At 39.1% G+C, this 13121-nt stretch carries 7 protein-coding genes and 1 tRNA gene; all 8 read right to left on the bottom strand.

The genetic code is table 11. The features are described 5' to 3' along the window. Positions 1-161: 161 nt before the first annotated feature. The gene (locus ABDV71_RS12100; protein WP_343532885.1) at positions 162-1025 is read right to left on the bottom strand and encodes a DUF5694 domain-containing protein; all 864 of its coding nucleotides are present in this window, start codon (positions 1023-1025) and stop codon (positions 162-164) included. A 520-nt stretch (positions 1026-1545) separates the two neighbouring features. Continuing rightward, positions 1546-2379 (bottom strand): carboxypeptidase-like regulatory domain-containing protein, encoded by an 834-nt coding sequence (locus tag ABDV71_RS12095; RefSeq protein ID WP_343532883.1) that lies wholly within the window; start codon positions 2377-2379, stop codon positions 1546-1548. Between the two features lie 31 nt (positions 2380-2410). Next, positions 2411-3427: a S41 family peptidase gene (locus ABDV71_RS12090; RefSeq protein ID WP_343532881.1), complete on the bottom strand. Its 1017-nt coding sequence runs from the start codon at positions 3425-3427 to the stop codon at positions 2411-2413. A gap of 23 nt (positions 3428-3450) precedes the next feature. Next, complete coding sequence (locus ABDV71_RS12085; protein WP_343532879.1) at positions 3451-3675, bottom strand: hypothetical protein; 225 nt, start codon at positions 3673-3675, stop codon at positions 3451-3453. 91 nt (positions 3676-3766) lie between these two features. Beyond that, positions 3767-4414 (bottom strand): response regulator transcription factor, encoded by a 648-nt coding sequence (locus ABDV71_RS12080; protein ID WP_343532877.1) that lies wholly within the window; start codon positions 4412-4414, stop codon positions 3767-3769. After that, positions 4404-6245, bottom strand: a complete 1842-nt coding sequence (locus ABDV71_RS12075; protein WP_343532875.1) for a 7TM diverse intracellular signaling domain-containing protein — start codon at positions 6243-6245, stop codon at positions 4404-4406. The genes ABDV71_RS12080 and ABDV71_RS12075 overlap by 11 nt, the downstream gene beginning before the upstream one ends. Before the next feature lie 237 nt (positions 6246-6482). Further along, positions 6483-6555, bottom strand: a tRNA-Phe gene (locus ABDV71_RS12070). A 153-nt stretch (positions 6556-6708) separates the two neighbouring features. Continuing rightward, entirely contained in the window at positions 6709-12837 is a 6129-nt protein-coding gene (locus tag ABDV71_RS12065) for a glycoside hydrolase family 98 domain-containing protein (protein ID WP_343532873.1), read from the bottom strand. Positions 12838-13121: the final 284 nt, after the last annotated feature.

Below are 13121 nucleotides of genomic sequence, written 5' to 3'. Positions count from 1 at the left end.
GAAATCAAAAATCACACAAAAAACATATAATCAACAAGTTAACAATTTGTAAAAATTAATTTTAGACAGGCTTAATTGTCCTTAAAAGTATACAGATTGTTGATTTGACTCGACTTGCTTTAATGGCAAATTGCGCTTTACGAACAAAGGAGTTATCAATATTACTTCAAATCATCAAATTCAATCCAATCATATTCTGGTGAGCTTTCAAGCAATTGTCTAAGAATAGCACCGTGACCATTTCCAAACAACACCAAAATCCTATCATCCGAGCTTTCGGTTATCTTCTGAAGCTTTCTGAATATGCGTAGATTTCGACTATACCAATTAATAGCAAGAACATCTGCACCTCTTTTATCATCCAATTTGAAATCTCCTATTAGATATGCGCCATGCCCATAATAATGATACTGGCGAGAATTGGTTCGCTTAAAATACGTTAACAAATCTATTTTCGAACGTAGCTTATCTTCGCCAACATACCAAGCTTTATACATTTTACTAAAAGGATCATCGCTTTGATAGTCGTAATCCTTAAACATTTTATTAAAATAAGTCGAATCTAATGTCATGAGATCAGAAGTCATCGAATCGTCATCAATTGCATAAACGGTATCCAAACCCATTTCACTCGCAACCCTCAATCCCAGCTGGTAACGTTCATCACGTTTCATCCTATAAGCTCCTTTTTTATACTCTCTCAATTTCTCCGTTGCTTTCCATTCTGGAAAAGCTTCAATTGCAATTTTTGTGGGTTTAAATTTTTTAATATAATTCACCAGATCAGTAACTTCTTTTTTTCTCGTTTCCGAAAGCACATCCACCTTATCACTGTTAGCGGTAACATGGGCATCCAGTCCCGGATAATCAAAATGAAAAGACCCAACAAACAGCACCTTTGCTCGCTCTTTTGGAAAAAATGCTGATGGCGATATTATTTCAGTCTTTTTCTGGCCAAAAACCAAAGGATTGTTGAATAGAAACAGGAAAGACAATAGTAATTTTGCTAAATAGGTTTGCTTCATTTTAAGTTGTTTTAAGTATATCTTATAGGACGAGGCCTTGCACCGAAACGTTGCATGGAGAAATTCAGCAACCAGGAATAAACAGTATCAATCTTCCCCGGATATCTAAAACAAAAAAGCCCTGCATTGCTACAGGGCTTTAGGAAGTGGGCGATACAAGGGAAAACTTGAACCAACTTATTTATGATTTGAGGGTTTTGGCTGATTTAAGACGGAATTAAAACGAGGATACGAGGTAAAGTTTGAACCGCTTTTGAAACAACATAAGTAGTTATTAAGAAGTGTAATATTACAAATATACCTTTCTAAGCTTTGCAATTTAAATTCTGTCAGTACGAAGCCAATACAAATGTCGTTGTTTCATTTTCTATTTTCTGATGTGTTTACTTTTAATTGCATAATCGCAATCATGAGCTTGCTTTAAAGCCCCCTCCTCGGAGCAAGCTGGGTTTATTATCTGTTCAGACAGAACTTATAATGATTATTTACTCAGGGACTGTTATAATCTGTATTTAATTCATCAATCCCACCAAACAGCTAAATAAAAAGGATATTCATTTGGAGAGGCCAAACCACTTTCATACGAGCCTGCGCCAGCTTCTGCTTTAAAATAATGCTCTGCACTGATAGTAAGCTCATTTGGATTTCCACTACCTATATCAGCATATCTTACCACTCCATTTAAACTAGCTGATGCTGTAATTCTATATTTTGCCGCAGGAATATCGTTAAGGTAATAGGCTTGTCCAACACCATTAATAATAGCAAATTTCCTTACCAGTATTTTTCCATTGGCGGGCGTTCCGTCAATAAATTTGGTATTGGCCAAAGGTGTAAGCGTAATGGCAACTTCTGTACCTGCCGGCATTTGTTCTACAAAAGAGTTATAGTTGATAAATTTTATGGTGCCGCCAAAATAACCTGTTCCATTTTCCTTACTTGCAACCCTATCGGGAATACGACCGGTTAATTTCCATACAAAATTTTTCGTTACGCCGCTTGGCGGTACGCTAAAAGCATCGTAATCGGTATCTTTTTCCATCCCCAACCTTATTTGATAGGTCTGGTTTTCAAAGGTGGTTTCTTTCCATGCGTAAATCTTATATCCGCCAATAGCACTTACGGCTATGCTGTATTTACCTACTTCATTACTGGTAGCGGTATAATGGATGTTGTTTCCGTTAGGATTTTCTACTCTTATACGGGCATTTTGCACAGGGTTACCCGCCGCATCTTTTACAGTGCCACTAATGGTGTATTGTTTAGTGCTTGGCTTATCTGTATTGTTTCCCTTTTTACAGGAAATGAAAAGTGCACTCCATAGAAAGAAAATGCAAATAGTTAATTGCTTCATGTGTGTTTAAATTATACTGTTAATTAATTGTTTATTGGCGCAACCATTCTATGGCCTTGTTTACGGCAATATCGTTACCAATATCGTTGAAGGCATCATTACCTTTAATGAACAAATTTGGTTGTATGGTTTGTGGAAACGGTATTTTATGCGGGTCAGTAATGCAAGCGGTTGAAATAAGGAAATAGGTTTTATTGTTGTTAAATACAAAACCGTTGGTCGCATTGGCCAAGCCTGCCGTGCTATCACCTAGTAATAGGGTATTGTGGCGTTGACTAAAGACTGCCGCGGTAATTTCTCCCGAACTTGCCGTACCTGCCCCAATAATTACTGCTACTTTTGCATAGGGCATACCCGTGATTTTATTTTTAATAGCTGCCTGTAGTTTACCATCCATTAGAAAATTCCCCTTGCTAAAAGCAGCCTCATCACTATTTTTACCATTCTTATCACGATAGTAGCTTACAATGCCATCACCAAAAAACATGGCCAGACCTGTTAACATGGGCCTTATATTTCCTCCGCCATTTAAACGAAGGTCGATAACCCATCCTTTTGGATTGTGCTTTTGAAGTTTAGCCACTTCGTCATACAGCCAATTGGCATACCAGTCTATCTGTTCTTGTTTGTTTATGCCCATAAAGGGCACTGAAAAATAGGCAATGTCTCCAATCATCCTGCCATCAATACGTGGGCCACGCGTCCAGGCTACCTTGATTGAGTCGGAATATCTTTTTATAAGTTCAGAATTGTCGATTTTGTAAGAATCATCACCATGATAATAGGCTGCATGTTTATCGCCGAGTGCATCGAAAGCTATTTTTAGGGCTTCAAAAGTTTGCACCTTTGTTTTGGCAGTTTTTGCTTTTTCAAAAACTTTAGTTCTTGTTTCGTCCCAGTTAACCGAATTAACGTACAGGGAGTGTTCTTGTAAAATAGAGAGGCACGAGTCGATATGTACACGTATAGAATCGGCTATTTGGGCCATTGCAGAATAATGGACAAATGCGAACATGCATATAGCGATGATAGTGTATTTATTCTTCATCTGTTTAATTTGTTTTTTTGATTTTAAATTTGCCCAAAAGGTCTCGATTGTTGGCTTGTTAGGGTATGTAAGCTCTCCAAGGTATCTACTTTTGCAAACACTTGGCAAATGGACGAAGACGGTGGTGGAACAGAGTTCATCATCTGATTTCTAGCAAGACAATTGTGCTTTCTTGCGCTTGTCGTAATCAAGCGTATGTGTGCCGCTTCCAGTGCGGCATACATTTGGGCATATTTATAGGGATTCATTCAACTGTATTTTTAATACAGCAAAATTATACTCAACGGCATGCCGTAACCATAGGCAGTTCGGCTCAATTTTATAGGCAGTACTGCCTATTTAATGCACTATGTTCTCGATAGCAAAGCGCAACAAACTGTTTTTACCGTTCAGGTTTAATTTTTTGGTAATATTCATGCGGTGGTTAGAAACTGTTTTCTCGCTGATGAACAGTTCTTCTGCAATTTCTTTGGTAGATTTGTATTGCGCTACTTTTTCCAGAACTTTCTTTTCTGATTGGGTAAGTAACGTTAACTGCGAGGTTACCTCTAAGCGGCTACGGTTTTTATTTTTTAGCAAGAACGACGACATCTCGGGGCTAATGTATGATTGACACTTACTTACGGAAGCAATGGCATTGATAATATCTAAAACCGCATTTTCTTTGAGCACATACCCCAAAACTCCTATTTCTAATGCTTTTAAGAAAGCATCCTTGGCTTTGTGCATGGTCAGTAAGATAATTGCCACATCGGGCTTTTGCGCCAATATACGTTCGGCAACTTGTAGGCCATTTGCTCCAGGCATATCAATATCCAAAATGGCAATATCAAACTCGCCTGCCAGTCCCACATTAATGGCATCTGTACCGTTGTAGGTTTTATACATTACCTGAAAATTTTCGGTATCTTCTATTACTTCTTGTAGCCCTTTCAAAAAAATGGGATGGTCATCAGCTATCAATATCCTTACTTTTTCATTCTTCATGGCATATTTCATTTGTTGTTGGAACTAAAAATTCAAACGTTGTGCCTTTAGGGCTGGTAACATTAACATACATTGTTCCTTTTAATATCTGTAAGCGTTCTTTGATGCCCCTTAGTCCAAATCCCGCATGAGGTTTGCAGATATCAAATCCTACACCATCATCAGTAATGGTTATTTTTACATTTTGTCTATCGAGCTTTAAACTAATGTGGATGTTTTTTGCACCGGCATGCTTAATGATGTTGTTAAGACATTCTTGGACAATACGGTAGATATTGATCTTGGCATCATTATCGAAAGCCGCATCGATATTATCTATTCGGATACTATAATTGATTTGTGCCGCATTGCAGGTTTCATCTATCAAGCTATTGATAGAACTACTGAGGCCCAATAAATCCAGTTGGTAAGGTCTTAATGCATAAGAAATATTCCTGATTTCTTGTATGGCCTCTGCCACATTCTGTACCAGGGTTTCATCGGTCTGTGTCTTATCCTGTACCGTATCGCCCCGCGAAAAGCCTCTTAATATCCTATTTTTTATCAATATCAGTTTTTGTCCTAAACTATCATGAAGTTCTGAAGCAATTCTTTTTCTTTCGGCCTCCTGCATATTAATCAGCTCTCTAGAAAAATGTATAGCTTGTTGATAGGCTTGCTCCTGTAACCGTTCTTTTTCCTTTTTATAGAAATTAAATTTACTGGCCAAGGCAAACGACAACACAACAGCCTCAATAGCCGCTCCTATAAACAAGGATGAATCTGTCAAATAATTTTCTTCGAGCCACCCTCTCATCTTCAGTTCAAATACAATACTCATCAGTATTAGCGAGCCAAAGCCCACAATGTAAAAAATGGCAGGTGCAAAACCGTTTTTATATGCCATTACAGCCGTTAAAATCCAATAAATAAATAGCACAAAGGTGAGTATGGCTGCCATCAGTATGGCCAACCCATGCCAGCCTGTTAAGTAACATATCAAGGTGGCTAGGCAAAAACTTATGGCCAACCATCTCATTTTATAGAAAAACGGCGCATTTTCTCGGGCCTGTAAGAAAGAGTTGGTAAATAGGATGCTGAAAAGAAAAACTATGGGTAATATAATAGTGGTGTTAAGCCAATCTAGCCAAGGCACAAAGAGCTGCAGGTGGCCTGCTACCAAATTGATATGGAGTATAGAGGTAGAAATATAACCGATATAGTAGAGATATACTTTTTCTCGCAATGAAAAATATACGAACAGGTTGTATAGCAACAAAGCGATGGTTATAGCTGTGAAAAAACCATCTCCGTAGAAAATTGGCATGCTGTCTTCGTACAGTTTTTGCATGGTGCTGATATGCATAGATGTACGGATGAGCGTTTTGCTGGTTGCCCGTACATATATTTTTATTTTATTTCCCTTTGGAATAGTTATGGGAAAAATGAGGTTGCTGGACTGTATCATTTTCAGATGGAAATTATTATCGCCACTTATTGTTAGCAATTGTGCCTTGCCATTTTCGCTAATCTGGTAAACGCTAAGACGGTTCATAAAGCCTTCTTTAATTTCTAGATACCAGTTGTTGTGAGTGCTGTTGTTTTGCACCTCAAAACGATACCATATTGCCTTTGAGAAATTCCCGAGAAAATCTGGCACTTTATCCGTAGCTCTTACAAACTTGTTGTTTTGCTTTTTAATTTCCTCAAAAGTTAAGGATGCATGGCGGTCTTCAAGATATAGTGGATATGAAATTGAATAATTGTGAGTCGTATCAGTTAATGTGATCTGCTGTGCGGCAACCCGCAGGTAAGTTGTTACAAAACATATACATAATAACAGGGCTTTCATTATTCTCCAAAGATAGCATGCTTGAATATTCCTTTATATAGGTAGTACTTCTTATTTTTCAGATGGGCTTAGTAGAGGATTGTTTTTTTAACCAAGGTTTCGGGAAAAATAAAATAGTTATGATTATTCAGTATCCCAACAAGGCTAGAATCAAAACAGGCCTTCATTGCCTTAATCGAGGGATAAAAAACGGGGTAAAAATAAAAACGTCCTTCATGATATGATGAAGGACGTTTGTGGTGCCTGCTGGGATCGAACCAGCGACACAAGGATTTTCAGTCCTTTGCTCTACCAACTGAGCTAAGGCACCTCTCGTTTTGGGATTGCAAATGTAACTTCTTTTTTTGAAAAGCAAAATGAAAATTAAATTTTACCGACATCGTTCCGATAAAAAAGCTTAAAAACAAAAAAGCAGGCCTATATCTTAAATAAGGTATAGGCCTGCTTGGATCCTAATACTTCACTACCGTTTTATCATTTTTATAATTTCACTGCTCCAATTATCCGCTATCCTGAGCACGTAGATTCCAGGTGACAATTGCTCTGTATTTATGTTAAGTATATTATTTCCAGCATTTACATGCCATTGCTGTTGTATCATTACCTTACCAGTGGCATCTATTACTTTTAAATCTAGTTTTTTACTCTCGACATCTGTATAACTCAATACCGCAGTAGATCCAACCGGATTTTCTTTCAATCTTAACTTCTGGTTTTCAATACTAAAATTCAGACCCACAATCTCGCTGTAGTTACTTCTTCCGTCTAAATCTATTTGTTTAAGGCGATAGTAATTTACACCCTTAGATGGATTATGATGCGTAAAAGTATAAGAATTAACGGAAGTACTGTTACCATTTCCGTTTATAAAGGCAATATCTTTGAAGTCATTTCCATCTACCCTGTGCTGAACAGCAAAGCCTCTATTATTAACCTCCTGAGCGGTAGACCAATAAAGTTTAGCGTTATTGTAAGCCGGTTTAGCTGTAAATGTTAGAAGATTTACCGGCAATGTATTCAGCTCATTATAAGTAATATCATCCAAGAAGAAATTATAATTGGGCGTTCCCAATCCCCATACCAGCTGTGTAGCTCCCGAAGTAAAACGGGTACTGTTGTCCACTGCTGTAGCCGCAGTAATCCAATTCGTATTATCTGTAGAATATTCAAACTTTAGATTTACCGGATTAGTACCAACTACCGATGCTCTGTACCATACATTTTCTCCTACACCTAATTTGAGTGTACTGACCTGATTGTTGACATAAGCCGGCAAATTAGTTGCATCTGTAGATGGATAAATCCTGAACTGCACATAGCTGCTTGCGGTTTCCGTTACGGTATAGGCAATAAATAGATAACCCTGCATCATTCCTTCAACATAACCCGTAATGTTTGTTCCAACAGGTGCATTTCCTCTAAGCAATACGCCGTTTTTATACTGAGATAACGACCCTACAGCCTGTTTCCAAGTCACAGAATAATCAGTGCCGTTATTAGGAAATAGGTTTAAATTCATCACACCCGTTGCATTTCTTTGCCCGCCGCTGTAAGCTTTAAAACGATTACTCACATTAGCATCTTTATCCATATAACTTACCACACCGCCTGTTGCGTTGTTGGGTGAAGATACGGTGATGCTATTAGCAGGTGGATTAGTTGCCGCCGCAGTTGCCAAATCATTACTAAAATCATATACCTTGGATGACACTACGGTACCACTAACAGATAATTGTTTACTGGTAGCATTGGCAGAACTAACAGCAACATTTTCGTTGTAATGATTAGCGGCCAAACCTGTCTTCAATCTAATAAAAATTAGCGTTGAATCTACTTTAGCATTTGAATTAGCTACTACAATAGACGAACCGTAGCCTTCTGCGTAACTTCTTGAGAGTTCGAAATTAGCTGGAGCAGTAATGGTAACCGCATTGGTAATTGGCTTAGCCCAAACATAAAATGACCTGATTGGAGGTATGTTGGTATTGGTATTATAACCAAATCCGTTAAGGGTGGTAGTTGAGGTATACAACATTGCCTGTGCTGAAACGCTACCAGCAAGCGCTATGTTTTGTGTATCTACACCTGTTGCGGTAATGGTGATATTGTCATTGTAGCCGCCTGCCACCAGACCTGTAGCCAACCTTACGTAAATTATGGTCGAATTGACACCTTCGTTGATAGGTGAAAGTGATATTGAAGAAGTATAACCTGAGTTTTCGTTTAACGAAATTTCGTAATTGACCGGTGCACTAATATTGATATTTTGGGAAAGTGCTGAGCCGGATACGGCAAAAGAGCCAACTACTGATGGTCCATTTGGAGCCACATAACCAAGACCAGCCAACGGTGTTGGAACCGTTATTGTAACCATGGGCTTACTTACGGAGCCTCTAAGGGTTACCAACTGATCGAAACTACTGCCAGCAGTGGTGTAAGCTGCCGTAATACGACCTTCGTAACTGCCTGAAGTCAGTCCAGATTTTAAACGAGCGTAAACCGTAGTTGTAGCCAACGTTCCAGCACTTTGAGGAATGGCAACTGAACTTGCAAAACCATTATTGGCATTTAAGGATATTTCAAACTGACCTGCCGCTGTTAAAGTTATGCCGTCTGAAAGTTTGGCACCACTTACCTCAAAAGATTGCACTGTAGATGGACCCGCCCCTTCTTTATAACTGTACCCAGTGAGACTGGCGGCCGTAAAGTTTATTTCTGCCGCTTCTGGCGATTTACTAAAAGCAATGTCATCCAAATAAAAATTATCTGGAGTTGAAGACAGTCCCCAAACAAATTGCGTTGCTCCACTAGTAAATGCAGGGGCAGTATTATCAATAGTCATGGTTCCCAATTTCCAGTTAATGCCATCGGCAGAATATTCGAACTTGAGCAAAACGTTGGTAGTACCAGAAACAGAAGCCCTGTACCATATCGGTTTGTTGCTCTCTAACGCTATGATGGCACTAGTGTAATTAAATGCACTAATAACACCCGAGGCTGTTGATTTATAAATGCGGAACATCGTAACATTAGCACCATTGTTATTAAATGCATTGAAAAAATAACCTTGCTTGATTCCTTGCGTGTATCCTCCAGAACCACTAGCCCTAAGCACCACTCCATTTTTATACTGTTTTGTAGCATCCGAGAGTACTTGTTTCCATGTTACGGAGTAATCTACAGCGTTTGTTGGAAAAAGATTTAGATCTAGCACACCAGTAGCGTTGCTCGACGCTCCCGTTCCATAAATTTTAAGATAGTTACTGGTATTGCTATTGGCATCGGTAAATGAAACTACCCCAGCAGTTGCTCCATTACCTGCACCTATTGTAATGTTATTTGCCGGCGGATTAGCGGCTGTAGTTGTCGCAGCATCATTGGTGAAATTATAAACTGTGGTTTGTGTCACTTCGCCTTTTAGCGATATTTTGGTAGAAATTTCGCTACCTATCGTCACGTCGCCTATGTATTTTCCGTAAGGTAATCCTGATTTTAAGCGCACATAGATATCAGTTGTAGCAATTGAATCGTCAACTTTGTTTAGTGTAATGGTATTGGTAAATCCCGTAGCCGGGTTCAATGATATTTCAAAATTCGACTGGGCAGCGATTGGCAAATTGTCTTTTACCGACTGCGCATTAACGCTAAACCGTTGAACAGCAGATGGACCATTTCCTTCTTCATAGCTTAAATTCTCAACAGATAAGACATTTACTGATAATTTAGGTGCAAAATAGCTGATATTATCTACAATCCAGGAGAAATTAGAAGCTCCCAAACCCCAAACCAACTGGGTATTTCCGCCAATATAGCTGTCATCGGTAAATTGGGTAGTACCTGCTCCTTCCCAATTCAAGCTGTCTTTAGAGCATTCGAACGTCATTTTATTACCATTAGCAGTTGCCCTATACCAACAAGGGGTGTTGGCAGCTACTATGAACGACGAACTATAAGCTGCTTGAGCAACAATGCCGGTTTCGTTAACAACATAAGGGCGCAACGTTACAGTATTGTTGGTATTATTTTCGGAGATAAACAAATATCCATGTTTTAAGCCTTTGGCATAATTAGACAACCCAGCTCCTCTTAACAGAAATCCTTTTTTGCCTCCGTTGGTTCCGGCATACTCTTTCCAAACCACACTATAGTTATCAGTGGCTGCAAATAGGTCTAAATCCATTACCCCTGTTCCATTAACGGATCCATTGCTGTAAGCTTTAAGCATATTGCTGGTATTACTATTTGCATCGGTGTATGAAACAACACCTGCAGAACCATCCCTAATTGTAGTAACAAGGGCGGCAGGTGTGCTTGCAGTGTTAGTGGCCACATCATTACTGAAATGATATTTGTTGACACTACTTACCGCTGCTTCCACCACTATGTTATCTAGTACCAAACTATTTACCGCTGATGCATTGGCCCTAAATTCAATGATATTATTACCCGCATTTAAATTGATCAATTGCGTATTTACCTCCCAATCGCTAGCACTTACAGTTTGCGTGAAGTTTGGTGTAATCACTTTTATCCCGTTTACATACAAATCTACCGTATTGATATTTCCATTTGTTGCAGTATACCTAGTTTGCAACTTATAACTTCCAGGCTGTAGCACATTCACTGTTTTTCTCACGGCTGCTCCTGCGTTGTTACCGAAATTTAAATAACCTTGACCGGTATAATTACGGACAGCACTGTTGTACCCAGAGGTAACGATGTTGGAAGTATTCTTATATTCAAAAATTTCTGCTTCGTACTGACGAGGCCCAGCAAAAGCAGCAGGTTTTTCTGGAGCGACCAAAACTGCTGGTGTATAAGATGTTAAGCGACCAGTTGCTGTGCCAGAAGCATTGATAGTGATATCCAATGGCCCATTATGTTTTACTGTTAACGTAAACACACCTCCGGCCCAACTGGGAATAAGCGTGCTTTCCTGATGATTTGCACGTTCGTGATAAGACCAAGCTGGCTCAGAAGTACATCCATAAACCTTAATCACATTGGTCATTAAGCCCGTGTTCAATACGTTATCATAATTATTGAGGTAAATATTGAGCTCATTTGGTTTTTCTTTGATGAGGCCAGAGGTATAACGGGAAAGACTTAACTCTACACTATCTGCCGTATTGTATTTAAATGGAATACTTCCGGTAGCCACTGTGTTGGTTTTAAAAGGGTTATAAACCACCCAGTTATTTTCGTGCCTACCTGCATAAATATTCCCACTATATGTTTTAGGGAACAAACTATTAAATTCAGCAACTTTACTTATGCTGTCTGGCCAGCGGGTGTTGTATGCAGAGCTATTAACTTTTAGTTGAAATGAGTTAGCTGTGGCATCGGCCAAATCGGCATATACCGGAATGGTGGGATATCTTCCACTTCTTTTGAAAAAACTTCTATTGTCTTTTAAAGTTCCATCGCCCCACATGCGATATAAAAAATCATACAAGCCAACGGGCGAACTATATTTGTTATCGTCGCTTCCAGCATTTACATCCTGTTTTATGAATACCTTTGTACGATCAATAACTTCCTGACGGGTGGGAATACGCAGACTGCCGTCTACCACTTTTTTAAATAAATCTACGCTTACATTATCAAACTGCGGAAAAGTAGTCCAATTACGTGATGAGTAGCCGTTGGTAGTAGTAACCGCTGTAGTTTCTCTAAAACATTGTGTCCAAATAAGCTCCGGCCCATCAATTACAGTTTGGCCAGTTAAACCCACGTGCTCTAAAAATGGTACGCCAAAGGTAGCCATCGTAAAATTCTGGTGAGTACCAGTAGCGTCTGTCCAGCCCGAATCATCGTAACGGATGCCATAATTGCCACTATAACCTGCAAGCCAAGCACCTAAGCAAATACTTTCCATATCATGCTGGTAACTGGTCATGGTATATTTTTCACAAAGAATATAGTTTTTAGCGTATTGTCTAGATGCGGCGGCAAACGCAGGGTTACGCTTAACCATAGCTATGGGATTGATACTGGCACCTTCGCTTCCGCACCAGCTTACCACAAGATAACCACCATATTTATTACTTATCCTCAGCAAATTGGTCAGGTGGTTCATACGGTCGGCCCAAGATGCAGAAACAGGATCGGGATCACCAAATCCCCAGAATTGCTCGGCATAGTTGAAGCCCAAAAAATTAGGATAAGTCTTATAGAATTCTTCAAAAAGGGTTAAATCTTTATCAGAAAATTGGGTCATACCACCACTGGCGGCCTGCACCATTGCCCAAACTCTATTCTCGGCACACACACGCATCCAGGATTTCGCAATCTCTTTACCATATTCGGCCACCTGAAATTGCCCTGTTGTGGTATTATGACTAATAGACAACGAAATGTTGAACACCACGTAGGGCTTGATGTCGGCAGGGATAAGATCGATGATTTTTTGAGGATCTGCATAATTCCAAGTATCAATATGTATCAGATACATAGGTGCTTTGGCCGATACGGGCCTTCGTAAGGGCACATTAGAAGATTGAGCGTAAGTTTGATGATGGATAAATTGGAGTACGAGGCATATTATTAATGCCACCGTCCTACCTCGTGAAAAGGATAGAATTTTGTTCATAGTTTTTAAATTTGGTTAAGATTTCAATAGCTAATAAGCCGCTATTTTAAACCAAATTTAATGTGACGGGAACTTTCAAAACATATACAAATGTCGCTTAATTAGCTACTTATGTTGAACAAACCCATTTTTAGAATTTATTTTAAGCACATTTGTTCAACGCAACGTATCATGTATATTTCGGCGGTGTTTGCTGCCGATTTTCTTTAGCTTCCTTTCAATTTTTAGACGAGCTATTACGAGATACCGTTTTTAATCTAAACAAAAAGCAGCTGCCTCTTTGT

Origin of the sequence: Pedobacter sp. (assembly GCF_039594775.1) — a bacterium.
Lineage (GTDB): Bacteria > Bacteroidota > Bacteroidia > Sphingobacteriales > Sphingobacteriaceae > Pedobacter.
This window is presented reverse-complemented; position numbering and strand designations above follow the sequence as displayed.

Bases quoted from the DNA above. Each gene is read 5' to 3' on its own strand.
- ABDV71_RS12100 (WP_343532885.1), bottom strand. From the start codon at position 1,025: ATGAAGCAAACCTATTTAGCAAAATTACTATTGTCTTTCCTGTTTCTA.
- ABDV71_RS12095 (WP_343532883.1), bottom strand. From the start codon at position 2,379: ATGAAGCAATTAACTATTTGCATTTTCTTTCTATGGAGTGCACTTTTC.
- ABDV71_RS12090 (WP_343532881.1), bottom strand. From the start codon at position 3,427: ATGAAGAATAAATACACTATCATCGCTATATGCATGTTCGCATTTGTC.
- ABDV71_RS12085 (WP_343532879.1), bottom strand. From the start codon at position 3,675: ATGAATCCCTATAAATATGCCCAAATGTATGCCGCACTGGAAGCGGCA.
- ABDV71_RS12080 (WP_343532877.1), bottom strand. From the start codon at position 4,414: ATGAAGAATGAAAAAGTAAGGATATTGATAGCTGATGACCATCCCATT.
- ABDV71_RS12075 (WP_343532875.1), bottom strand. From the start codon at position 6,245: ATGAAAGCCCTGTTATTATGTATATGTTTTGTAACAACTTACCTGCGG.
- ABDV71_RS12065 (WP_343532873.1), bottom strand. From the start codon at position 12,837: ATGAACAAAATTCTATCCTTTTCACGAGGTAGGACGGTGGCATTAATA.